The organism is Flavobacterium taihuense, assembly GCF_019351435.1.
Classification (GTDB): Bacteria; Bacteroidota; Bacteroidia; order Flavobacteriales; family Flavobacteriaceae; genus Flavobacterium; species Flavobacterium taihuense.
Genome location: NZ_JAHWYN010000003.1, coordinates 167,372 through 191,454 on the forward strand (window position 1 = coordinate 167,372; position 24,083 = coordinate 191,454).

General features: G+C 33.4%; 18 protein-coding genes and 2 tRNA genes. 11 read left to right on the forward strand and 9 right to left on the reverse strand.

Annotated elements, in window-relative coordinates; all coding sequences use genetic code 11:
• Positions 1–14: 14 nt before the first annotated feature.
• From KZH69_RS04175 to KZH69_RS04190, 4 genes are read right to left on the reverse strand one after another with little or no spacing between them, the layout of a single operon-like run.
• Complete coding sequence (locus tag KZH69_RS04175; RefSeq protein WP_219316205.1) at positions 15–1,424, reverse strand: TolC family protein; 1,410 nt, start codon at positions 1,422–1,424, stop codon at positions 15–17.
• A complete protein-coding gene (locus KZH69_RS04180; RefSeq protein ID WP_219316206.1) occupies positions 1,424–2,773 on the reverse strand; it encodes an HlyD family secretion protein in 1,350 nt (449 codons plus the stop codon). Before KZH69_RS04180 ends, KZH69_RS04175 begins: the two co-directional genes overlap by 1 nt.
• 4 nt (positions 2,774–2,777) lie before the next feature.
• Positions 2,778–4,436 carry a peptidase domain-containing ABC transporter gene (locus tag KZH69_RS04185; protein WP_219316207.1) on the reverse strand — a complete coding sequence of 553 codons (1,659 nt, stop codon included), beginning with the start codon at positions 4,434–4,436 and terminating at the stop codon, positions 2,778–2,780.
• Positions 4,437–4,440: 4 nt separating this feature from the next.
• The gene (locus KZH69_RS04190; RefSeq protein ID WP_219316208.1) at positions 4,441–5,115 is read right to left on the reverse strand and encodes a TetR/AcrR family transcriptional regulator; all 675 of its coding nucleotides are present in this window, start codon (positions 5,113–5,115) and stop codon (positions 4,441–4,443) included.
• 145 nt (positions 5,116–5,260) lie between these two features.
• On the opposite strand from KZH69_RS04190, the gene KZH69_RS04195 reads away from it, so the two are divergent.
• Positions 5,261–6,535, forward strand: a complete 1,275-nt coding sequence (locus KZH69_RS04195; protein ID WP_219316209.1) for an acetyl-CoA hydrolase/transferase family protein — start codon at positions 5,261–5,263, stop codon at positions 6,533–6,535.
• 65 nt (positions 6,536–6,600) lie between these two features.
• Here KZH69_RS04195 and gpmI read toward each other — a convergent pair whose 3' ends face one another.
• The 3 genes from gpmI to KZH69_RS04210 all read right to left on the reverse strand — a co-directional run bounded on the left by gpmI (position 6,601) and on the right by KZH69_RS04210 (position 13,299).
• The gene (gene gpmI / locus KZH69_RS04200; protein ID WP_219316210.1) at positions 6,601–8,118 is read right to left on the reverse strand and encodes a 2,3-bisphosphoglycerate-independent phosphoglycerate mutase; all 1,518 of its coding nucleotides are present in this window, start codon (positions 8,116–8,118) and stop codon (positions 6,601–6,603) included.
• Positions 8,119–8,364: 246 nt separating this feature from the next.
• The gene (locus KZH69_RS04205) at positions 8,365–10,782 is read right to left on the reverse strand and encodes a DUF5916 domain-containing protein (protein ID WP_219316211.1); all 2,418 of its coding nucleotides are present in this window, start codon (positions 10,780–10,782) and stop codon (positions 8,365–8,367) included.
• A 123-nt stretch (positions 10,783–10,905) separates the two neighbouring features.
• Positions 10,906–13,299, reverse strand: a complete 2,394-nt coding sequence (locus KZH69_RS04210) for a DUF5916 domain-containing protein (RefSeq protein ID WP_219316212.1) — start codon at positions 13,297–13,299, stop codon at positions 10,906–10,908.
• Between the two features lie 186 nt (positions 13,300–13,485).
• Here KZH69_RS04210 and KZH69_RS04215 point away from each other — a divergent pair, with 186 nt between their 5' ends.
• Positions 13,486–14,208 carry a murein L,D-transpeptidase catalytic domain family protein gene (locus KZH69_RS04215; RefSeq protein WP_219316213.1) on the forward strand — a complete coding sequence of 241 codons (723 nt, stop codon included), beginning with the start codon at positions 13,486–13,488 and terminating at the stop codon, positions 14,206–14,208.
• Here KZH69_RS04215 and KZH69_RS04220 read toward each other — a convergent pair.
• Positions 14,197–15,774, reverse strand: a complete 1,578-nt coding sequence (locus KZH69_RS04220; RefSeq protein ID WP_219316214.1) for a L,D-transpeptidase family protein — start codon at positions 15,772–15,774, stop codon at positions 14,197–14,199. The genes KZH69_RS04215 and KZH69_RS04220 overlap by 12 nt on opposite strands.
• 415 nt (positions 15,775–16,189) lie before the next feature.
• Between KZH69_RS04220 and KZH69_RS04225 the strand changes: the two genes are divergently transcribed.
• Positions 16,190–16,262, forward strand: a tRNA-Gly gene (locus tag KZH69_RS04225).
• Positions 16,263–16,309: 47 nt separating this feature from the next.
• A tRNA-Gly gene (locus KZH69_RS04230) sits at positions 16,310–16,385 on the forward strand.
• A gap of 132 nt (positions 16,386–16,517) precedes the next feature.
• Here KZH69_RS04230 and pepE read toward each other — a convergent pair.
• Positions 16,518–17,225, reverse strand: a complete 708-nt coding sequence (gene pepE, locus KZH69_RS04235; protein ID WP_219316215.1) for a dipeptidase PepE — start codon at positions 17,223–17,225, stop codon at positions 16,518–16,520.
• Between the two features lie 270 nt (positions 17,226–17,495).
• Here pepE and KZH69_RS04240 point away from each other — a divergent pair, with 270 nt between their 5' ends.
• The 7 genes from KZH69_RS04240 (at position 17,496) to KZH69_RS04270 (ending at position 24,022) form a co-directional block, all read left to right on the forward strand.
• Positions 17,496–18,269 (forward strand): carboxypeptidase-like regulatory domain-containing protein, encoded by a 774-nt coding sequence (locus KZH69_RS04240; protein ID WP_369410632.1) that lies wholly within the window; start codon positions 17,496–17,498, stop codon positions 18,267–18,269.
• A 29-nt stretch (positions 18,270–18,298) separates the two neighbouring features.
• Positions 18,299–19,021 (forward strand): carboxypeptidase-like regulatory domain-containing protein, encoded by a 723-nt coding sequence (locus tag KZH69_RS04245; protein ID WP_219316217.1) that lies wholly within the window; start codon positions 18,299–18,301, stop codon positions 19,019–19,021.
• 312 nt (positions 19,022–19,333) lie between these two features.
• Positions 19,334–20,092, forward strand: a complete 759-nt coding sequence (gene bamP, locus KZH69_RS04250; protein ID WP_219316218.1) for a BamP family beta-barrel-assembly machinery protein — start codon at positions 19,334–19,336, stop codon at positions 20,090–20,092.
• Complete coding sequence (locus tag KZH69_RS04255; RefSeq protein WP_255557635.1) at positions 20,089–20,592, forward strand: DUF6702 family protein; 504 nt, start codon at positions 20,089–20,091, stop codon at positions 20,590–20,592. Before bamP ends, KZH69_RS04255 begins: the two co-directional genes overlap by 4 nt.
• 64 nt (positions 20,593–20,656) lie before the next feature.
• Positions 20,657–22,900 carry a M1 family metallopeptidase gene (locus KZH69_RS04260; protein ID WP_219316219.1) on the forward strand — a complete coding sequence of 748 codons (2,244 nt, stop codon included), beginning with the start codon at positions 20,657–20,659 and terminating at the stop codon, positions 22,898–22,900.
• 154 nt (positions 22,901–23,054) lie between these two features.
• Positions 23,055–23,453 (forward strand): Sec-independent protein translocase subunit TatA/TatB, encoded by a 399-nt coding sequence (locus KZH69_RS04265; RefSeq protein ID WP_219316220.1) that lies wholly within the window; start codon positions 23,055–23,057, stop codon positions 23,451–23,453.
• On the forward strand, positions 23,453–24,022 hold the full coding sequence (locus KZH69_RS04270) for a phosphatase PAP2 family protein (protein WP_219316221.1): 570 nt from the start codon (positions 23,453–23,455) through the stop codon (positions 24,020–24,022). Before KZH69_RS04265 ends, KZH69_RS04270 begins: the two co-directional genes overlap by 1 nt.
• The last annotated feature ends 61 nt before the right edge of the window (positions 24,023–24,083 follow it).

The following is a 24,083-nucleotide window of genomic DNA, read 5'->3' on the forward strand; positions in this document are numbered from 1 at the left end:
TATTTTAGCACAAATCAATTTGGATTGGCCATAATTTTATACAATTCTGAGTTGGAAGTGTAAAACCTATTTTCTAAAGCTATTTGTGAAAGTTGTGCGCTAACTAAACTGTTTTCTCTCGAGTTGATTAGGAAGAGTGAACTTTCTCCTAGTGTAAATAATCGCTCTTCGGATGTCAACATAGTTTCGTAATCGGTTACCAATTTGTTGATTAATTTTTGTTGTTTGGTCAGAGATTGAATTTCTGTTTTTTGGGCACTTATTTTGTTTGATAATTGTACTTTTTCTAGATCTCTAGTAAACTCAGTTTCCTGGATTTTGTATTGCGCTAGTTTCAAACCGCCTCTTTCTTTTCGTAGAAACAAAGGGAAATAAAAATCAACTCCTACTTTGTAATTGTCAGAACTGTTGGGTTTGGTCGGATTGGGTTGTGCCAAATACGAATATCCTACATCAATTTTAGGCAAAAGCATGTTGGCTTTCATTTTTTTCTCTACCGTCAATAAATCGATTTTGCTCTGTAGTGCTTCAATTTTTGGATGATTAATTAATGATGATTCTTGATTGATTAAATTGCTAATATTGAGTGTTTCCTGAATAGTTTGGCCCAATTTTTTTTCAGGAATAATGACATCTGCCAGTTCCAATGGTATGTTGTTTTCTAACCAAAGAAAATTGGATAATTCTAACTTGGCTTTTGTTAATTTTAATTTTGAATCTTCAAGTGCCAGCAATCTGTTTTTGACAACAATTCCAGCTTCTACACTGTCTATAGCAGGCTTGTCTCCTTGTTTTATCAAAGATTCTATTCCTTCATAGCGCTTTTGGGCATTGGTGCTGTAATTTTCATAAAGCAAATATTCTTCGTAATTTTTCTTCCAATTAAAATACGCGACTGAAGCATCATATAAAACGGCAATAGCTTCTAACTTCTGCTCTGCTTGGCTTAATTTGACTTGAATTTTAGCTTTTTGTAAATCGGCCATCCTTTGATTAATCAGTAATCCTTGTCCAAGAGGAACACTAATTCCGAGCGAAGTCAATCCGTTGCTAGGAGTTTTGTTTTGCGGATTAAGATAGTAGCCCTCGTTTTCATCAAATCCTGCTTTGATGTCTATTCCATACCAAGTTGGGATTTTGAAACTACTGTTTAGTATCGAATAATATTCAGTGCCTTGAAACTGTTTTTTATTATAATTTAATTCCAATTTTGGGTCAAAACCTCCACGTGCCATCATCAGGTTAGCTTGTGCTTTGCTGATTTCCAAGTTGGCATTTTTTACCAAGGGATGGTACATTTTTACAAAACCCAAAAACTCATTATAACTCATTTCTTTGAGATTTGTTGGTAATGTGGATTCGTTACTGGACTGGCCATAAATAGACAATCCAAATAAAGTGAATATAAAAATAAGATATCGCATTATTTTTTTTCTTTTGAAGGTTTCTCTTTTCCTTTGTAATAATTAGGAGGAAAACCGTTAAGTGTTCTCCAAAATTCAAACCAAACGGGAACCGTATTTAGCAAAGCTATGGTTTGTGCGCCAGATCCAATGCTTAATTGTTTAGGCCAAGGTGCTTCGTTTTTATCGGGCGCAATTAGGATTCGAAATTTCCCATTGTCACTGATAAAGTTTTCAATAGCTACGACTTCACCACCAAAAGTTCCATAAGACATATCAGGCCATCCAGAAAATACAATTGTTGGCCAACCATCAAACCAAACTCTTACTTTTTCTCCTTTTTTGATTAAAGGTAAATCTATTGGATCTACAAAAGATTCTACTGCAATGTCATAATTAGAAGGCATAATCGTTGCAATAGGAGTTCCTTCTTTTATGTTTTCTCCAATACCCGATTGTAAGGCTCTATTGATATAACCACTTTGAGGAGCTTTGATATAATACATTCCATTTCGGATGCTATAATTGGCATATTGATTCTCTAATTTACTTACTTGAGCTTCCGTATCGTATTGATTGCTCATTGCTGTGTATTGGTCACTTTGTGCCTTGGATGTTTTCTCGGAATACTCTGCTGATATTCGGTTGATTTCTACTTCGGCATTTATATATTCATTTTTACTGGTGTAAAATTTATTTTCTTGTGTAATTATTTTAGCTTCAACTTCCTGTAGTTTTAAGCGTTTTTCTTCTACATCAGATAAAGCTTTTAGTCCTTCTTTGTTTAATTGTAAAGAACGATTGAATTGTGTGGTTGCGATTTTTAATTGTGTTTTTACCGCTTCAAGATCCATACTGTCGCTTTTTATTTTCAAACGAGCTTGTTTTATTTTATTCTCGGCTTGCTTGAGTTTTAAGCCTTTTTCTCTTTCTATGGCTTGCATTTGGACAGAAAGCGTTGCTACTTTGGAACCATAGGATTCCAACGATTGTTTTTTGGCATCTACTTGGTTTTTGGTATTTTTCACCAAATTCGGATCCATATAATCTTCTTTTATCTCGGATATAAAAAGAATGGTGTCACCTTTTTTTACATAATTTCCCTCTTGAACGTACCATTTTTCTATTCGACCCGAAATAACAGATTGAATGGATTGTGGTCTCTGATTGGGTTTTAATGTTGTAACAGCTCCTGTACCCGAAATGTTTTGTGTCCAAGGCAAGAAAAGTGCAATAACACCTACAATTGAAACTACAAGGATTATTCTATTCAAAATTTTATAATGAGGTCTGTTGCTCAAATTCTTGACTGTTGAATATTTTTCAAGAGCTTCGTTGTTTATCGGGTTTTTGTCGGATATGTTTAGCATACTCTTATTTTTTGGTGTCTGATAGAATTGTTCCTTTTTGCATCGTAATTTCTCGGGTACATTTGGTAAGCCAATGCGGATTTTGAGAGGACACGATTACCGTCCATTTGTTTTTTTCTGAAGTGATAAAGTCAATAATTTCATTGGCCACTTTTACATCCATTTTATCGGTTGGTTCTTCATAAAATAAAATATTGGGTTTGTGAATAATACTTCTTGCCAACAATATTTTTTGCGCATTGGAAGAGGATAATTCCTTGCCTTCCGGAAATATTTTAGTGTCTAAACCTTTGGGTAATGTTTTTATAAAACTAGTAAGTTGCAGTCCATCTAAAGCCCATTTTAAATCTTCGGTACTGATGCTTTTATCATTAAAAGTGATATTTTCAAGAATTGTTCCTTCAAATGGTGTTTCACCCTGAATAATACTTCCAATTCTGGAGCGATATTGTTTAATGTCAATTTTTCTAAAGGTGTCATCATTGATAAAGAAATTCCCAGAAGTCGGATGTAATAAACCGGAAAGCACTCGAATCAAGGTTGTTTTTCCAGATCCGTTTTCTCCATCGATTATAATTTTTTCTCCTGAGTCTATTTTTAAATTGATGTTGTTTAGAATTCCAAAATTAGTTCCTGGAAATTGAAACTCCATATTTTCGGTTTCAAGACTGATATTGGTATAACAACTTTTGTTTTCAACAGTAATTTCTTCTTCTAGTTCCATATCGGTAACTTGACCAATCTTCTCTACTGCTGTTAATACATCATAAAAAGTCTCAAGGCCAAGAATGATTTTTTCGACCGAACTTATTACTAATAAAATAATGATTTCTGCAGCGACAAATTGCCCAATATTCATTTGCTGATTCAAAACCAAGTAGCCACCAATGATTAACAAACTCGCCGTAATGATAACTTTGAAAATAATAAGATGGCTGAATTGTTTTTTTATAACATTAAAATGACTTTCACGACAATATAAATAGTCTTTTATGATTCCGTTGTTTTTTTCTAAAGCAAAATCATAGTTCAGTTCGTTTCTAAAACTGAAATTATTCCGAGCAATTTCTTGTAACCAACCCGCCGTTTTGTATTTGTTTTTGGAGGTCTTTAGACTGGTTTGGATTCCTTTATTATAAGAAAATTTAAAAATTATATATAAAAGCATTAGTAATAAAAATCCGAATACAATAAAGAAAGGATGGTATAATGACAATAATATTACACCAAAAACGATTTGTAAAATGGCAGCCGAAAAATCAACTAATAATTTTGAAGTTCCTTTTTGTATGGTTAATGTATCAAAAAAGCGATTGGCTAATTCTGGAGGATAATGACCATAAAGTTCTTTGAATTCTATTTTGGGTAATCTAGTGGCAAATTCGAATGACGAGCGCACAAACATTTTCTGTTGTAAATTTTCAGTTATTCGCAATTGCATTAAGGACAAAATGCCTACAAGCGCTACACCAATAACGACTAAGATTACCAAAACAATCCATGAAGCACTTACTCGTCCCGATTGAATAAAGTTTACAATAGCTTGAATTCCTAGTGGCAATGATAAACTCACGATTCCAGCAAAAATGGCATAGAAAAAGATTTGAGAAACATCTTTTTTGTCTAACTCTAAAAGGTTGAAAAGTCTTTTTAATGAAGTCATATTTTTATTTTTTAAGTATTTTTTCAATTAAGTCGAAATAAAAATTCGTCGGATTTATAGTTTGATTGCAATCGGTTATGGATTGCATATGATCTGTTAAAAAGTGTTGGTGCATTGCTCCTTCAACTATGCTAGAAGCAAGGCTTTTTGCATACAAATATTCAGGATTTACTTCTTTAATTATAGTTGTTAATCTGTTAATAACTCTGATGTAGATAAAGTAAAAACCTTCTTTGTTCTCTTGATCTACTTCTTTGGTATGAAATGTTTTTGTAAATTCGGCAATAATGATTTTGTTCAAAATAGATTCATTGATATGCAACGTTTTTTGATCATCTTCTACTTTTTCGGTCACTATTGCAATTGCCTTTTTTAGTTTTTCCCAAGAATCTGAATGATTTGAAATTGAAAATACCAATCTGTATTCCATCCAACTCCAATACCATGAAGATAAATATACTAATAATTTGTGTTTGTTTTCAAAATAGCGGTAAATGGAACTTTCGTTCGAACCTATTTTTTCTCCTAATTTTTTAAAGGTAAAGTTGTCAAAGCCAATGCTATCAATTAAAAGAATGCTTTCTTCAATGATTTTTTTTCCTAATGGAGAAGTCTCAGGGTCTTTTACATAAAGCTTCTCGTTAATCTGAATTTTAATATTTGAAAGAATTTGATCCATATTGAGATATTTTGGTGCAAATATAATAGTAATACTTTCATAATTGAGATTTTAACTTTTATTTATAAAATGTTCAACTGAAATATGAGCTTTGTCATATTCGATTATCACACAAATAGTTACTTTTGTTATAAATAAATCATTTATGGGAAAATATGTCACTGCTGAAGAAGCCGTAAAAGTCGTAAAATCGGGAGACAGAGTGTATTTGCAAGCCGCTGGGGCTGCGCCCACAATTTTGGCTAATGCTTTGACAGAAAGAGCAGCTGAATTACGAAATGTCGAAATTTGCCATTTGCATACCGAAGGGGAAGCGCGTTATGCGAATCCTCATCTTGCGGAAAGTTTTCATGTCAATTCTTTTTTCATTGGGAGTAATGTTCGACATACCTTAAAAGCGGGGAATGGTTCTTATACGCCAGTCTTTCTAAGTGAATTGCCTCGTTTATTCAGAAAAAATGTATTGCCATTGGATGTGGCTTTTATCCATGTATCTCCACCCGACAGCCATGGATATTGTTCACTTGGCGTTTCTGTTGAGGCTTCGGTTGCTGCGATTGAGAATGCAAAAATTGTTATTGCGCAAGTAAATCCACAAATGCCTAGAACTTTTGGCGATGGGATTCTTCATATTTCAGAAATAAATTATTTGGTGGCAGTTGATGTGCCTATTTATTCGCATGAAGTGGAGCCATTTACAGTTGAAGAAGATAAAATAGGAAATTATATCGCCTCTTTGATTGAAGATAGGAGTACACTCCAAATGGGAATTGGATCAATTCCTAACGCTGCTTTGAGTAAATTGGGGAATCACAAAGATTTAGGATTACACACCGAAATGTTTTCGGATGGTGTAATCGATTTGATTGAAAGCAATGTGATTAATTGCAATTATAAAGGATCACTAAGAGGAAAAGTGTTGTCAACTTTTGTATTAGGTTCCAAACGGTTGTATGATTTTGTCAATGACAATCCTTTTATTGAATTACGGGAATCTTCTTTTGTAAATGATACGGCACGAATTCGGAAAAATCCAAAGATGATCGCTATTAACTCAGCTATTGAAGTCGATTTAACTGGACAAGTCTGTGCCGATTCTATTGGGCCTAGAATGTATTCTGGTGTAGGCGGACAAATGGATTTTATTCGTGGAGCATCCTTAAGTGATGGTGGAAAAGCAATTATTGCCTTGCCATCAACCACCAAGAATGGGCAAAGTCGAATTGTGCCTTTTTTGAAGCAAGGAGCGGGAGTGGTTACCACTAGAGGACATATTCATTATGTTATTACAGAAAACGGTATTGCCGATTTGTATGGAAAAACATTAAAGCAACGAGCTGGTGAATTGGTTCGGATTGCTCATCCCAATCATCAAGAAAGTATCGAAAAAGAGTATTTTTATTTATTGGATAAAATGTAAAGAAAATGGGTGCGAAAATTAAATTCACACCCATTTTGTTTGTTAAAAATGCATCAATTGATGATTTATAATAAAGAATGACAAGTCATTGCAGCTGGTTGTTCTATTCCCATTAATTCAAGAATAGTAGGGGCAATGTCACCTAAAACTCCATCGTGAATGGTTTTTAAGTCTTTATCCACCAAAATAATTGGCACAGGATTAGTTGTATGCGCTGTGTTTGGAGAACCGTCAGGATTAATCATCGTTTCACAATTACCGTGATCGGCAATGATGATAGTAGTGTAGTCATTGGCTAGAGCCGCTTCAACCACTTCTTTTACGCAGGCATCCACAGCTTCGCAAGCTTTTATTGCTGCACTCATAACTCCTGTATGTCCTACCATGTCACCATTGGCAAAATTCAAACATACAAAATCAACTTCACCTTTGTTCAATTCTGGAACCAAAGCATCTTTCAATTCGTAAGCGCTCATTTCTGGCTGTAAATCGTAAGTGGCTACTTTTGGAGAATTTCTCAATATTCTAGATTCACCATGAAAAGGAATTTCCTGTCCACCCGAGAAGAAGAAAGTCACGTGTGGGTATTTCTCTGTTTCGGCAATACGAATTTGTTTTTTGTTGGCTTTTTCCAAAACTTCACCCAATGTTTCTGTGATGTTATCTTTGTTGTACACCACTTTTACATTTTCGTAGGTTTCATCATAATTGGTAAGAGTCACATAGTACAATTGTAATTTGTGCATGTTTTGCTCGTGGAAATCTTTTTGCGAAAGTGCTTCGGTCAATTCACGTCCTCTGTCTGTTCTGAAGTTGAAGAAAATAACAACGTCATCTTCTTTGATAGTAGCAAGAGGTTGGTCTTTGTCATTCACCATGATTATGGGGTGAATAAACTCATCAGTTACATTGTTTTTGTAGCTTTCTTTTACGCTGGCAACAGCATCGGTTGAGTGATTTCCTTCGCCATTAACAACCGCATCATAAGCTAGTTTTACTCTTTCCCAACGTTTGTCTCTATCCATTGCATAATAACGGCCTGTGATAGAAGCTAATTTTACAGTAGTGTTGGCAATATAGTTTTCTAAATCCTGTACGTATTTTTTACCTGATTTTGGATCCACATCACGACCGTCTGTGAAAGCATGTACAAATACATTGTCTAACCCATAATCTTGAGTGGCATCGATTAACCCGCGCAAGTGTGAAGTGTGTGAGTGAACTCCACCATCAGAAAGCAATCCCAGAAAGTGTATTTTTTTGTTGTTACTTTTGGCATACTCGAAAGCGTCAAGTAAAACTTGTTCTTTTACCAAAGTTTTGTGTTCTACGGCAAGATTGATTTTGGCCAAATCTTGGTAAACAATTCTTCCAGCTCCTAGGTTCATGTGTCCTACTTCGCTGTTTCCCATTTGTCCTTCAGGAAGACCAACATGTAAACCATCGGTTCGAAGTTGTGCACTAGGGTATTTTGTATAAAGACTATTTATAAACGGAACATTTGCATTATCAATTGCAGAAACTTTCGGGTCAGGAGATTTTCCCCAACCGTCTAAAATCATTAAAATTACTTTTTTGTTCATAGCATCAAATTTTTTGTAAATATAAGGCTTTCGCAAAAAATATAAAGGCGTCAAAACTACTATTATACATATAAAAGAGAAGTGCAACAAATACTTAAAAATGTGTTGTAAAAAGCCGTTTTTTCTTTAAAAAACGTAAAAAAAAATCTTCGAAAACCATGTAGGAATAACTAGGTTTTTGAAGATATTTTTATCTTATAAAAAGATAATTCTTTAAAGAGTCATATTTGTCTTTAACAAATAGTTTTAAAACACATTTTTAACCTGATTGTAGTCTATAAAATATTTTAAGCTAATGGATAAAACATGGCTTAAATCTTCATTATTAAGTAAACTGGTATAATTGTTTCCAAAATCTTTATTGATTAAATTGTCATATTTTGCGGCATTGCTTCGGTATAAAATAGTTAATTGACTTCCCGGTGCAAACCACCAATTGTAAGATACGTCCAAATTCCATGTAATCAGATTTTGATTTTTGTTATCGGTATAATTGTCGTAGGGAGTCAGTCTTCCATTGTTTTCTAACTCATAAAAGCTTTTGTTCTCAGTGTAAGACCAATAATAACGAGCCGAAAGATTAAAATTCATTTTGCTGTTAATTGAGTATTTTCCGTTGAGGCTGTTGGTGTAATTGATTACATTTCTATTGGCATAAATTATCGTGTCCGGAGGTAAATCGTCATTGTTGGAACCACTGTCTACATAGCCTTTGTTGTTATTTTGACGGAAAAAGTTGAATGCATAGTTTAATGCTAAATGGTCATTGAAACGGTATCTTGGGCTTAAGAAAATCCCATACGAGGTCCTTTTTGATTCATTTAAGAAAGCAATTGTGGGGTTAAAGTCAATGGCGAATTTGTTGTTGTAATTAGTTGAAAGCGAAAACCAGCTTCCAAAACGGGTAGGGTCGATGCTATAACGGCCTTCGGTTCTGGGTTCGTAGTAATTGTAGGTTTCAACTGGGCGATACTCTAAACCAAAACCAATATAATGGTTCTTTTTTGTAGTGGAATTAATATTCAGATTGATTTGGTCCGATTGTAATTTGCCTGTTTCTTTTTGGAATTGAGTATAGGCATTAATATTAGTGTTGAAAGAATTAAAGATTTTAGTTGGATTAAGAATGCGATAGCTGGTATTGCCATAAAAACTATAATAATTGGTTTCAAAATTAATTCCCAAATCGTTGTTGTCAAAACCCTTTGTAATCATATTAGTCTCCCCATAATAGCGATATTTACCGCTCGTTTTGGAAAAACTCAGTAAGGAATTTATTCCACTCTTTTTGTCTTCAATTTCGTTTATATAACTATATTTAAAGTTTCCAGATAAGTTATATGTGTTTTTGGCTGTGTTTAAATCCCAAACCAAAGCCGAAACATTTCCGTCTCTGAAAGAACCGTTTCTGGTTACGTTGGTATTTATTAAGGTTACAGATGAGTTTTTATGAAAACGTTGGTCAAAAACCAGGACATTGTAATTGGTTAGTGGCTCTACTAAAACACGTCTTGTTTGTTGGGTAATAGTGTCTTTTATAGTTGCATATGTCTTTTGGGTAACCGCATTCAGATAACCAATTCCCAACCCGCTCTTGGTTCGGCCTGATATTTTGGTAGCATTATAAAGATCTACGGTCGTTGGGTTTTCTATTATCTCCTCATTTGCTTGCGTTTCTGGATGATACGAAGGCGGTCCACCAATTCTTCGGGAATAGAAAAGATTTCCTTTGCTGAATAAATCAGTTCCTTCTGTAAAAAAACCTCTGTTTTCATTGAATTGCTGTTCGAAAGGACTTAGATTTAGAATTCGATCATCGTATTTGGTTTGCCCAAAATCTGGAATAAGCATGGCATCTAATGTAAAGGCATCATTAATTCCGTATTTGATATCCAAGCCGCCTTTTAATTCTCCGTAGGTTTTCTGATTTGCATTAGCATAAGTATAAAAAGAGGCATAGGGCAAAAAGAAAAGTCGCGTGGGTGTTTTTATGTTTTCTATACCATCGATAGTGCCATTTTGTTGCGTAAATGTTCCAATTTTGGTATCAATTAAATTCCATGAATATTTCTGACGATCTCTTCGTATTTCCCTAAAAAAGTTTACACCCCAAGTTTGTTTACTTTCACTTGAAAAACGCAAAGCAGCATATGGAATACGCATTTCTACAACCCAGCCAAAATCGGTAATAACTGCTTTACTGTCCCAAACGGCATCCCAGGAATAGTCTTCTCCATTGTTGTCTGTTGCCAAACAATCGGCTTGACCATCTGCGGCGTTTACAAAAAACTGAAAATTTTGTTGTCCATCATTATAACCATTAATGAAAACTCCGAAAAAGTCGGCTGTACCAAATTCGTCTCTTTTGTTTATTTCTCTTAAGATTTTGTTAGGTTCGTCGTCATACATCAACGCTCCGATATAAATAGCTTCGTTGTCATATAAAACACGAACTTCGGTTCTTTTGTTTTGGGGAACTACTTTGCCATTGTCCGGTTGAAACATAACAAAATCGGTTGCAATAGGAACTGTTTGCCAAATAGTTTCATCAAGTTTGCCGTCTAAGGTTATTTTTTCAGATATGAATTTTGTTTGTAAAGTTTTTTTCTGTCCATACCCTAATGCAAAAAATAAAAGAAAATAAAGGAAATGCTGTTTTTTCATGAAACGATAGTTTGTATAATCGAAGTTTTTTAATTCTTAATTTTTTGCAAATGCAAGAATTAAAAATATGTTAAATGAATAGACTATCGAATTGTTCTAATGTTACAGTTAGGGAGTAAAAGTTTAAAATTTATTTTTTACTACATTGTAATCAATATAATAGCGAATGCTTATCGAAAAAATATTGGTTAAGTTGCTGTCAAAAATATTTTTCAAGTTCGTGGATAGGTCTTTTTCTACTAAACGAGTATCTTCTAAACCATAATTCCGGTACAAAATGTAAATTTGACTTCCTGGAGCAAACCACCAAGAGTAAGATAAGTCAAAATTCCAAGAATTGTAATTTCTATTTCGATTAAGGTTGTATGAGGGATATGGAGAAAGATAGCCATCATCCTGAAGCGTGAAAAATTCATGGTTTTCGGAATAGGACCAGTAATAACGTACGTCCAAATTTAGTGCCATTCTATTGGTTAATGCAAATTTTCCGGTTAGTGTATTTTGAAGTGTTTCTCGATTTCTTTCTGCAAACACAATGCCATTTGTGTCATAACCTATTCTGCCTCTGTCATTTCTTTTGGTTAAATATTCAAAAGCATATTCCAGTGAGAATTGATTGTTGAACCTGTATTTTGGATTGATATAAATGCCATAGGTTTGTCTGTTTTCTTCGTCATATTGTGCAGTCGAAACAGTTGCATCTACAGTAAAATCATGATTTTGGTTTAATTCAAAACCAAAATAGGAAGATATTCTTTTTGGAACATAAACATAGCGCCCATATTCTAAGGGTTGATAAAAATCGAAAGTTTCTTTTGGTGCATATAATAAGGAAAATTCGTAATAGGTGTTCTTTTTTGATTTGGCTCCTATAGTTGTTTTAAGGTAGTCTTCTTGAATTTTGCCCGTTGTGTTTTGAATTTCTAGATTGGCTTCTTCAATTATTTTAAAGGTATTGAAAATCGAAGTTGGATTTAAGATTCTATAACTTACATTGGCATAGGCAGCATGGTAGTTGGTGTAAAATATGATGCCTAAGTCATTGACATCATAATCTTCTGAGATGTATTTTCCAGATACTTCGTATCGAATTTTTCCACTTGTTTTTTTGAAACCCAGTGAAGTTTTATATCCATTATAATCTTCGGCAGTATTTATCGTGCTGTATTTGAAATCACCATTTAAGTTATAGCTGTTTTTTTTAGTGTTTAAATCAAACAAAAGTCCCGTTACGTTGGCATCTCTAAAATCACCATTTCGAGTTGTATTGGTATTGATAAAAGTCACCGACGAATTTTTATTGAATCGTTGGTCGAGCACTAATATGTTGTAGTTTGCCAGCGGTTCGATGACTTCTTTTCTTGTTGTCAAAGTGACAGTGTCTTTTATAGTTGCATATGTTTTTTCGGTTATGGCATTCAAAAGACCGATACCCAATCCTTTTTTGGTGCGACCCGATATCTTGATAGCATTCAGTAAATCTACATTACTGGGATAATTTGTAATTTCTTCGTTCTCTCCAACAATGGGATCTCCGCTTGGAAATCCTCCTATTCTTCTGGAATAAAATAGGTTCCCCTTAGAAAACAATTCAGTTCCCTCAGTAAAAAAGGGTCTGTTTTCGTTTAATTGTTGCTCGAATGGTTCTAGGTTTAAAATGGCATTATCAAATTTAGTTTGACCAAAATCGGGTACCAAAATGGCATCCAATGTAAAGGCGTCATTGATTCCGTATTTGATATCCATACCTCCTTTGAAAGTATTGTCTGACTGGAAGTCATCTTTTTGATTGTAAAAAGAAGCATAAGGAATAAAGAATAATCGGGTGGGGGTTTTAATATTTTCTATTCCTTCTAATATTCCATTTTGTGTAAGTTCGGCACCGATTTTAGTGTCAATTCGGTTCCAAGAATAAACTTGCACATCGCGTTCTATATTTCTAAGAAAATTGATACCCCAAGTTTGCTTTTTAGAATTTGGAAATCGAATGGCTGCATACGGAATTTTCATTTCGACCACCCATCCTTGATCTGTCAGGGTTGTTTTGCTATCCCAAATAGCATCCCAAGAAAAATCATTATACCCTTCGGTTGAAATACAATCAATTTGTACGCCGGCAGCAGTAACATAAAATCTGAAATCTTGTTGACCATCATTAAAACCATTGATGAATACCGAAAAATAATCGGTTACGCCAAATTTATCTCTATTTGTAATTTCTTTTTTTATTTTGCTCGGATCTTCATCGTGCATAATGGCCGCTATATAAATTGCATCATTATCATAGATTATTTTCACCTCTGTTTTTTTATTTTCGCTAATCGGCTTGCCGTTATCCGGTTGGTACATAACAAAATCGGACGCAATTTCAGTCGAATTCCAGATGTCTTCCGTTATTTTTCCATCTATTGAAATCTTAGATGTAATAGACTTCGTATTAAGTGTTTTTTTTTGACCATATAGTATGCTTGAACATAGAATTATGAAAAAAACAAGAATATTTTTAATATTGGTCATAAAAAGCTGTGATTTGTAACAAAAGTAATATAAAATTTTAAAAAAAATCTTTTGAGAGATATTTTTTTGAAGAATAAAAACCGATGAAATGTTAAAATTTATCGATTAAGTGCATTTTCATTTTACCAAGTTGGTATTATTTGTATATTTGTCGCTCTTAAAATATGTGTAACTAATAGGTATACAATGAATTATAAAATGTTTCTTGCGTCTGTCTTCATTGCTTTTTCATTCGCCTTTAGTGGAGAAGTAACAAATAATCATAAAATTACTACAAATAAAATCACTGCTTCAGTTTTGAAATCCAATGAGGATGTCAAAGTTGAAATGGTTTATAGTGCTTTACAATCCAATCGTTTTCAATTGCCTAAACAAGAATGTTTTGTTGAAGCTTTGAAAGGGTTTTACTCTTTGAAGGAAAAAGGATTGATTAAAAGAGATATATTGACTCTGGTTGATTTTAGTTTGTCTTCGAATGAAAAGCGTCTTTGGGTTATTGATTTGTCTACCAATGAAGTATTGTTTCAGTCTTTAGTAGCCCACGGAAGAAATACTGGGGAAGAATTTGCAACTAATTTTTCTAATGTAGCTGAATCTTTTAAAAGTAGTTTAGGTTTTTATGTTACTGGCGAAGTTTACAACGGTAAACATGGTATTTCCTTAAAACTGGATGGTTTGGAAAGAGGTTTGAATGATCATGCACGCGAAAGAGCGGTTGTTATTCATGGTGCCGATTATGTTTCAGAATCGTTTATTAAATACCATAAAAGATTAGGTAGAAGTCAAGGGTGTCCAGCCGTTCCTGTAGAATTTGCGTCAGAAATTATTACGATGATAAAAGGACAATCTTGTTTGTATATTTATCATCCTTCCATGAGTAATTCAAGGCTGTCTAAACTAGTTTCGTAGTTTGGTATATAAATCGGCATCGAGATTATAGATATCGTCTCTAAAAATCAATTCGTCATTTTCACTCCACGCTGTCCAGTACCATTGGTAAATGGCAAAACGTTTTGTTAGTCCTATAAAAAGAGTTTTTTTGGTCGCAATAATGGAATCCATTTTTTCCTTTGAATATTTCTTTGGGTCGTCCAATAAAAGCCGAACTAATTCTAAAGGTTCTTCGATGCGAACACATCCTGAACTTAATGACCTATTATTTCGTTCAAACAAATCGCGATGATTGGTATCGTGTAGATAGACGCTGTATCTGTTTGGAAAATTGATTTTGACAACACCCAGAGCATTGTAATAACCCGGTTTTTGGACATAACGATAACCTCTAGGTCGGTTTTGATTCCATTTTAATGGATCGACTTCATTGCTATCCGAGTCATAAATTCCAATTCCCTTGTTTTTTAGGTAGTTCCTGTTTTTGATTAATTCGGGAATGATGTCTTCTTTTAAAATTGTTGGAGGTACGGTCCATGTAGGGTTGAAAACAATTGTTTGTAAAACTGAGGTTAGTACAGGAGTTCTTCTTTTAGTTTTCCCCACTACAATGCGCTTGCTCATGGTAATGTTTTGGTCTTGGACCACATTCAAGCTGTAATTTGCAATATTAATCAAAACGTAATTTTCGGTGAATGATTTGGCAAACCATCTCCAGCGTTCCAAGTTGGCTATAATTTGATGTTTTCTTTCTTCTTTGGTGAAATTAAGTGCTTTTATTGTGCTTTTGCCAATTATGCCATCTGGTGTTAAGCCATGTCTGGTTTGAAATTTTTTGACGGCTTTAAACGTTTTATCGTCATAGGCAGAAGTGATAATGTCGTTGCTTTCTAAATCTTTCCAATACAATAATTTTTTTTTGATATTGATTATGGCAGGATAGGTTCTGTTGTGTTTTATTTTGTCTTCAGTAATAATAGAGTCTGTTTTGTCTTCTGGTAACTTATTAATAATTTCTAATGCGGTTATTAATTTTGTGTAAGTCAGTGCTTTTGGTTGGCATTTTTTTATTGCGTCTGTTAAAGAATCTTTTGTTAAGGCATTATTCAAAATGGATTTGGTGTCTAACTCATCAATGTGTAAATCCCAGTTGTTGTATAGTTTTCTGGGATTAAGTTTTCCATTGTGCAGATGGGTGAGGTATTTTTGAAAATTATAAGTAAGTAATAGATCATAATTTATTTGTTCATCCTCGTCTAGTTTGTTGAAGTTTTTTTCGAGATCGACTAATTTCGAAATATTATAATCAGGAGGGTTCAATCCCTCTGCTTCGCAATTTTTGATGGTTTCAAGAATGATTTTTCTATTTTTTTCAGATTGCCACACGGTCTGATTCTCTCTGGAGTTATAAAAATCAAGTAGTGATTTACTTTTAAATGGGACAATCAATGCGGTGTCAATGTCTATAATTTCTCCTTCTTTATCGGAGGCTTTCGATGTTTTAAAAGATTCAATGATTCTAATTGGATCTTTTTTGCAACTGATAAGGGTAACAAAGGCAATAAAAAAGATAAGTTTATTCATTTCTTATGTTTTTTACTGTTAAGTAATGTTTACTACCATCTTTGATTTCTAAAGCCATTCCTCGAATTTGATATTGATTATTGGATACAAAGATGCTGTTATTATTTTTAAATTTGATATAATTCCTTTTAATTTATTGTTTTGATAATAACTGAAAATGGTGCGTTGTGGGTATGATATCCCACTTAAATTGATAGGTATCGATTGGTTTTGCTTTTTGTGACACTAGATATCTTGACGGGAAGGTCTATAAAGGGGCTGCTTTTTTGATGTTTTGCATTGGGAATAAAAAAAAATAATTCTATAACATTTTAGTTTTAAAATGATTGTGAATCGGAATGATAAATGTCGATTTATTTTTTAAAAAAAATTTGCAAATAACTGTTTTTATTATTTATCTTTGCACCTCAATAATGCGAAAGTAGCTCAGTTGGTAGAGCTCCAGCCTTCCAAGCTGGTTGTCGCGAGTTCGAGCCTCGTCTTTCGCTCTAAAATCAATTTTTTTTGATTTATAAGGGTAAATTTAATGATTAATGCGAAAGTAGCTCAGTTGGTAGAGCTCCAGCCTTCCAAGCTGGTTGTCGCGAGTTCGAGCCTCGTCTTTCGCTCCAAAACCTCAAATGAAAATTTGGGGTTTTTTTATGCGTTAAATTAAAAATAATATTTTTTTAAAACCAGTAAGAAATTAAGTCTCGTAAAGTTTAAAACTTCAAAGCTCTTGATTTCTTAATGGTTTTATTGTTTTAATTCAGATTGCTTAAATCACTTCCGCTTTCCAATTCTTCGGGTACTTGGTTTTGTCTAAAGAGTCGAGCTTGTAGATTTCCTTTAAGTATGATTTGATGTCCTTTTACATCAAGCCAGCTTCCTTCTCGTAATCCTAATACTGGTAAAGAATTGAACGCATGAAACTCTTTTATTCTCGTTTCTCTGGTTTCGCCCATGTGTTTGGACTGATCGTCTGGATCTAAATAATGCGGATTCAAATTAAAAGGGATTATTCCTAAAGTTTGAAAACTAGGCGGATAAATAATGGGCATATCATTGGTTGTTTGCATCGTTAATCCACAAATATTACTTCCTGCACTAGTTCCCAAGTATGGAGTTCCCTTTTTTAATGTATCAGCAAGAATATTCATGAGATCGTTTTTGTATAATTGGGTGACCAGTAAGAAAGTGTTGCCTCCTCCTGTAAAAATCCCTTCTGCCTTTTGTATGGCTTCTTTTGGCTTCTCAAATTCATGTATTCCTTTTGCAGTTATGTTTATTTTGGCGAAAGCCGAAGCTACTTTTATCGTGTATTCGTCATGTGTAATCCCGCCTGGTCTTGCAAAGGGTATAAAAAGGATCGTTTTGCAATCCTTAAAATGCGATTGTAATTCGGGCAATAAATACTCTAAGTATTGTCCTTCGTGCAAGGTTGAAGTACTTGCTATAATGCAGTTTTTCATTTTATATGCTGTGTAAAATTCGCTGTAAAGGTATTAAATGATTGTTTTTTAATGTATGGAGGAACGATTTTAATTAACAAACTTTTACCAACTTATTAGTAATTAATTTGGATGGGATTGGGATACTTTTACATTTTGCAAATAAGTTGCGGTGAAGATTTTTTCAACTTAAAAAGATGAAATCGGTTTTATTCGCCAAATAGGAACTGTTTATTTCAATATTTAGGTTTAAAGAATAATTAGTTTTTTTAATCAATTCCAAAATTGCGCGTGAAGAATAATTTTACTTTTTTATTTATTTTCTTTTTTATAGTTCAGTTTGCGATAGCACAAGTGGGTGTCGAAAAATGGATAAAGGGTCAAGTAAGCTCGAATGGAGTTCCGTTGGAAGGAATCAATATTACGAATGCCTCAACCAAAATAATGGTGGTGTCAGATCAATATGGTGCTTTTTCTATTCTTGTAAAAGTGGGTGACATTTTGAATTTTTCGGCCGTTAATTATGAGGAATTAAGGAAATATATTAAGATTCAAGAATTTAAAATGGGCAATATTGTTGTCGATTTAACACCGAAAAGTATCGAATTGAATGAAGTGATTATTAATGAGCACTCGGAGATAAGTGCTGAAAATCTTGGGATAATTCCTCGTGATCAAGTCAAATTAACATCTCAAGAACGAAAACTTCAAACAGCAGGTGATTTCAAACCAATACATTTATTGGGGTTATTGGGTGGGATGTTGGCAGTTGATCCCATTTTGAATGCCATAAATGGCAGGACTGCAATGCTCAAAAAAGCTGTTACAGTAGAGAAAAAAGAGTTTTTGATGGCAAAAATGGAGGGTCTATTTGAAGAAAAATATTATATAGAAACTCTAAAAATACCCGAAGAGTACATCAAGGGTTTCCAATATTATTGTATAGAAGACCAAGATTTTGTTAGGTCTTTAAAAGATAAAAACAAGACGATGAGTATGTTTTTAATTGGTGGTTTGGCTTCCAGTTTTAATAAAAACAGACAAAGTGCTGTCGAAAATCATTAGCCTAAAATGTTGAATTTTATTTGTTATAAATGAAAAATAGTATAATTGTATTACTTGTTTTATTAGGCCAAAATCAATTATTGACTGCACAAACGAATGTTGAAAAAATCATAACAGGGACTGTCATATCTGATGCCAAAAAATTGGAGGGGATTAGTGTTATCAATTGCATGAATAAAATGATGGCGGTAACCGATAAAGATGGCTGCTTTTCTATACAGGCAAAAGAAGGGGATATTTTGAACTTTTCTGGAATTGATTATAAGTATTTGAAAAAATACGTGTATAGACACGAATACAATTCGGGAACTATGGAGGTAGATATGGTTTTTAACGCTGTTGAATTGGATGAGGTGATTATTAATAAAGTGGCCAATATATCGGCTGAAAACTTAGGGATAATTCCTCGGGGACAAGTTAAATTTACGCCACAAGAGCGAAGATTATATTCTAATTCTGGTGGTATTCAAGGTTTATTCAGTTCTATTTCAGGAGATAAAGAGGTTCTGAAAATGAATGTTGAAATAGAAAAGAAAGAATTATTATTAAAAAAAATAGAATATCTTTTTGGAAATAAATATTATACCAAAACCTTAAAAATACCCGAAGAACTCATCAAAGGATTTCAGTATTATTGTGTGGAAGATACTGAATTTGTAGAGTCTTTAAGTCTTAAAAACAAAACAATGAGTATGTTTCTAATGACGAATTTAGCTTCTGTTTACAATCGAAAAAGAGTTAGTGAAGAATAATTTAAATAGAATAATTTTGTGTTAAGTGAAGATGAAATATTGTTTGATGCTGTTTCAATTATTTATATAAAGTATGATTCTAAATCTTAAAAAAAAAAAATCAACAATTTATTTTTTTTGGTAGACAAATAATGTTCCTATAATATGTTGTTATACTTTTAAAATACTAAATTTTATTTCCGATTATAAAAAAAATAACAGGAATTCCTGCCATTAAGATTAAAATAAAGTTGTAATTTTAATAAGTGAAGAAGTATTGTTTTGATCTTCAAAATTACTTTTTTCGAGTTATTAATATTTAAGTGATCACAAATGAAAAGTGTAATAGGGATCTTGGTTTTGTTTTTGAGTTGTCAACTTTGTTTCGGTCAGGTGTTGACTCGAAAAACGGTACATGGAAAAGTGGTGAATGATTCTATCGCTATAGAAAATGGGTTGGTGTTCAATTTAAATGCAAAAACTGGTGCGGTGATTGATAACAAAGGTTATTTCAGTATTTTGGCTAAAGTAAAAGACACCTTGGTTTTTACAAGTTTAGGTTTTAAAAGTAAAAAAGTGGTGCTTTCACAAACAGATATTACTTCTTCCTTTTACAGAATAAAACTAAATGCGGTTGCCAATCAATTGTTAGCAGTGGTTGTTTATGCAAAAAATGGTCCACATCCAGAATTTGGTAATACACAAAAACTTGTAGACACTCAATATTATGATGACCAACAATCCTCACCGGATAATATTTTGATGATGCCTTCAGGGACTGGTGATCCGAACAATTTGGATGTTATCAGGGTTTATAATAAGATTTTTAAAAATTTATTTAAAAATAATCCAAACAAAACTGATTTGGTTTCGGATGTAAGTTTTACAACCATTGCTATGCAAAGTGTTAGTTATTCTTTTTTTACAGATAAATTAAAACTCAAAGAAGATGAAGTAGGTCTTTTTCTTTTGTTTTGTGAGAACGACCCGAAATCTAAAACTTTTGTCAAAATCAATCAGCAATTTGAAGTCATGGATTTTTTAATTACAAAAAACAATGAGTTCAAAAATATTGCTACTTTTGAAAAATGAAAAAAGGAATAGCCGTTACTCTTTTGTTGTTTTTTACGTTAGCGATGAGCAGTTTTGGTGTGCATAAATTTTACATGGCCATTTACCAAATCAACTATGCTCCCGAAAAGAAAATGCTGCAAATTACTTCCCGTATTTTTATAGATGATATAAATAAAACTTTAGAAAAAAAACACAACAAAAAGTTCTTTTTGGGAACCGATAAGGAATCAGCCGAATCGTTATATTTACTAAAAAAATACCTATCCGAAAATTTTACTCTAAAAGTTAATGGTCAATCCAAGGGTATGAATTTTTTGAGTAAAGAAATGGATGGTGATGTGCTAGTTTGTTATTTAAATATCAAGGATGTTTCAAAAATAAAGACCCTCGAAATTTATAATTCGGTACTACTTGATTGTTTTGCGGAACAGCAAAACATTGTACATGTAACTGTGTTCGACACTAAGAAAAGTTTTCTTTTTACAGAGAGTTCTACTAAACAAGTGTTAAAATATTGATGATTAATAACAATTCTATTTAAAAATGTTATTTTCACCGCCTAAAAAACTCCAGCTTTAGTTTATGAAAAAATTTTCACTATTATTTATTCTTCCAACTATTTTATTGGCACAAGAAAAAGTAGTTACACCAACTGTAAAACAGCTTGGTAAATACGATACCAACAAATTCAGTCAAATGTATGATTTATTGGCAACACCCAATATGTTTCGTACTGCTTCTGGAGCACCAGGGCCAGCGTATTATCAACAACAAGCTGATTATAAGATTGATGTTGAACTTGATGACAAAAACGCAAAATTAAGCGGTTCGGAAACCATTACGTATTATAACAATTCTCCAGATAATTTAGAGTATTTGTGGGTACAATTGGATCAAAACCAAGCGGCCAAAAACTCTCAGTCTCCATTAGTTGAAAACGAAAAAATAGAAGCCGTTTTGCCTGTTGCAAAATTTTCCAATGAATATTTGAAACAAAATTTTGATCGCGGTTTTAATATTGAATATGTAAAAGATGCCAAAGGAAATCCATTGTCTTACACTGTCAATCAAACGATGATGCGCATCAATTTGGCAACGCCAATGAAACCTGGAACGAGTATGTCATTTTCGATAAAATGGTGGTATAATATCAATAACTACCAACAAGACGGAGGTCGTTCGGGATATGAGTTGTTTGAAAAAGAAGGAAACAGATTGTATGTAATAGCGCAGTTTTATCCAAGAATGGCAGTATATAATGATGTGGAAGGCTGGCAAAATATGCAGTTTTGGGGCGGTGGTGAATTTGCTTTGCCGTTCGGTAATTTTGATGTAAATATTACTGTTCCTGCAGATCATGTTGTTGATGCTACAGGAGAATTAATGAACAGAAATGAAGTGTTTACACCTGAACAGGTCAAAAGATATGTATTGGCTCAAAAAACATTTGACAAACCAGTGGTTATCGTAACACAAGCCGAAGCCGAAGCTGCTGAAAAAGGTTTTTCAGATAAAAAGAAAACATGGAAATTTAGTGCTAAAAATGTTAGAGATTTTGGAATTGCTTCTTCACGAAAATTTATTTATGATGCTATGGCGGTTCAGTTGAGCGGAAAAGTGGTTATGGCCGAATCGGTTTACCCAAAAGAAGCCAATCCGCTCTGGGGTGAAACTTCAACAATGACTGTCGCACATACTTTAAAAAGTTATTCTTCTCATACTTTTGATTACCCTTACCCAAAAGCAGTGTCTGTTTCGGCAGAAGATCAAGGGATGGAATATCCAATGATTTGTTGGAATTTTGGCCGTCCAGATGAAAAGGGAATAACAAGCGAACAAATAAAAAACGGAATGATTGGGGTTGTGGTTCACGAAGTAGGACATAACTTTTTTCCGATGATTGTTAATTCAGATGAACGTCAATGGACTTGGATGGATGAAGGTTTAAACTCTTTTATGGAGTATATGGCCGAACAAGAGTTAAATCCGAACTTTCCTTCTAGACGTGGACCAGCTAAGAATATTGTACCTTATATGAGTGGTGATCAAAAATTCTTGGAACCGATTATGTCTAACTCTGAAAATATCATTCAGTTTGGAAATAATGCTTACGGAAAACCTGCTGCGGGACTTAATATATTGCGAGAAACCATTATGGGACGTGAGTTGTTCGATTATGCTTTTAAGATGTACGCTAACAGGTGGAAATTCAAACACCCAACTCCAGAGGACTTTTTCCGTACTATGGAAGATGCTTCGGCAGTCGATTTAGATTGGTTTTTTAGAGGTTGGTTCTATTCTACAGACTTTGTAGATATTGGGATTAACGATGTAAAACAATATTATGTTTCCGAAACTCCAACGGTGGCTTTGAAAGATGCTAAAGTCAGAAAAGGACGTTTTGGTCTAGAAAAAGGACCTTTTGTATATTTAATTGCTGGTGATAACCCAGAATTGAGCCCAGCTTCTATGAAAGCTTTGGAAATTTCAGAAATTAGTTCTCTTTCAGAATATGTAAATCAAAAGCTTTCTACGGAAGAACGTGCTACTTTAAAAAAACCAAAATACTTTTATGAAGTAGAGTATAATAAACCAGGAGGAATGCCAATGCCAATTATTGTGCAAATTACTTATGAAGACGGAACAGTAGATAATTACAAATATCCAGCTCAAATTTGGAGACAAAATAATGAAACGGCCAAGAAAGTATATGCTACTAATAAAGCCATTAAGCAAATTCAAATTGATCCAAAATTAGAAACTGCCGATATTGATTTGAACAACAATTCATGGCCAAAAATAGAGACAAAATCAAAATTTGATTAATTAAGAAGAGGCTAAGTTACTAAGATGCTGAGTTACTAAGATTTTAAAAAGCGAAATAAAGCTTTGCGGTCTTAGTAACTCAGTTCTTTTTTAAGACAATTTTAAAAGACAAAGTTTTAAATTTTAATATCTTTGCTTATTAAATACAAAAATTATGTTTGGAATAGGAGGAGGCGAATTAGTTTTTATCATGTTTATCGTATTAATGCTTTTTGGCTCGGATAAAGTGCCTGAAATAGCAAGGACTATGGGTAAAGCTATGGCACAGCTTAAAAACGCGACCAACGATATTAAAAGTGAAATTCAAAAGGGAGCCGAAGCCAATGGTTTTGATCAAAAGACCTTGAACGACTTAACTGGAGGTATCAATTCTGAAATCAATAAAGTCAAAACTAATCTTTTGGGCGGAACATCCAATACATTAACTGGAATTACGGATACATTCACTTCTGAAGTAAATAAAACCAAAGACAGTGTATTAAGTGGTACAACAAATCCAGATGGGACAACGCTTTTAGATGACCTGTCAGGACCTGTAAAACGCCAAATATAATGCTGGAAAAAATACTCTCTCTAGATACCCAATTGTTTATTTATCTTAATGGCTTAGGGTCTGAAACCTATGATGGACTTTGGCTTGTTATTACTAAGCAAGTCAATTGGATTCCATTTTTTCTGATTTTATTTTATTTTATTTACAAAAAATTAGGAATAAAACAAACGGGATATTTGTTGCTTTTTATTGCTGTTTTATTATTGGTTACTGATCAAATTACGAATCTTTTCAAATATACAATACAACGGGCAAGACCATGTAATAACCCAGAAATAAACACTTTTATAAGAGTCGTTCAAGTGCGTACTTCGTTTAGCTTTTTCTCGGGACATGCGGCCAATACCATGGCAGTTGCCACCTTTTTATATCTTATCTTTAAGAAGCAAATCAAGTATTTTGGCTTGCTGTTTCTATGGCCATTAATCTTTGCTTACAGTCGTATTTATTTGGGTTTGCATTATCCGTTGGATATACTTACCGGTTATTTATGTGGACTTATTACCGGTTTTGTTATGTATAAAGCCTACCAATGGACGCTTAGAAAGAATTTTCCGAAACAAACCTAATTAATCAGAAATTGTATAAGGAGCTAATCCTGCCATCTGTTATATATTATTGTTTTTAAAG

Bases quoted from the DNA above. Each gene is read 5' to 3' on its own strand.
- KZH69_RS04175 (WP_219316205.1), bottom strand. From the start codon at position 1,424: ATGCGATATCTTATTTTTATATTCACTTTATTTGGATTGTCTATTTAT.
- KZH69_RS04180 (WP_219316206.1), bottom strand. From the start codon at position 2,773: ATGCTAAACATATCCGACAAAAACCCGATAAACAACGAAGCTCTTGAA.
- KZH69_RS04185 (WP_219316207.1), bottom strand. From the start codon at position 4,436: ATGACTTCATTAAAAAGACTTTTCAACCTTTTAGAGTTAGACAAAAAA.
- KZH69_RS04190 (WP_219316208.1), bottom strand. From the start codon at position 5,115: ATGGATCAAATTCTTTCAAATATTAAAATTCAGATTAACGAGAAGCTT.
- KZH69_RS04195 (WP_219316209.1), top strand. From the start codon at position 5,261: ATGGGAAAATATGTCACTGCTGAAGAAGCCGTAAAAGTCGTAAAATCG.
- gpmI (WP_219316210.1), bottom strand. From the start codon at position 8,118: ATGAACAAAAAAGTAATTTTAATGATTTTAGACGGTTGGGGAAAATCT.
- KZH69_RS04205 (WP_219316211.1), bottom strand. From the start codon at position 10,782: ATGAAAAAACAGCATTTCCTTTATTTTCTTTTATTTTTTGCATTAGGG.
- KZH69_RS04210 (WP_219316212.1), bottom strand. From the start codon at position 13,299: ATGACCAATATTAAAAATATTCTTGTTTTTTTCATAATTCTATGTTCA.
- KZH69_RS04215 (WP_219316213.1), top strand. From the start codon at position 13,486: ATGAATTATAAAATGTTTCTTGCGTCTGTCTTCATTGCTTTTTCATTC.
- KZH69_RS04220 (WP_219316214.1), bottom strand. From the start codon at position 15,774: ATGAATAAACTTATCTTTTTTATTGCCTTTGTTACCCTTATCAGTTGC.
- pepE (WP_219316215.1), bottom strand. From the start codon at position 17,225: ATGAAAAACTGCATTATAGCAAGTACTTCAACCTTGCACGAAGGACAA.
- KZH69_RS04245 (WP_219316217.1), top strand. From the start codon at position 18,299: ATGAAAAATAGTATAATTGTATTACTTGTTTTATTAGGCCAAAATCAA.
- bamP (WP_219316218.1), top strand. From the start codon at position 19,334: ATGAAAAGTGTAATAGGGATCTTGGTTTTGTTTTTGAGTTGTCAACTT.
- KZH69_RS04255 (WP_255557635.1), top strand. From the start codon at position 20,089: ATGAAAAAAGGAATAGCCGTTACTCTTTTGTTGTTTTTTACGTTAGCG.
- KZH69_RS04260 (WP_219316219.1), top strand. From the start codon at position 20,657: ATGAAAAAATTTTCACTATTATTTATTCTTCCAACTATTTTATTGGCA.
- KZH69_RS04265 (WP_219316220.1), top strand. From the start codon at position 23,055: ATGTTTGGAATAGGAGGAGGCGAATTAGTTTTTATCATGTTTATCGTA.
- KZH69_RS04270 (WP_219316221.1), top strand. From the start codon at position 23,453: ATGCTGGAAAAAATACTCTCTCTAGATACCCAATTGTTTATTTATCTT.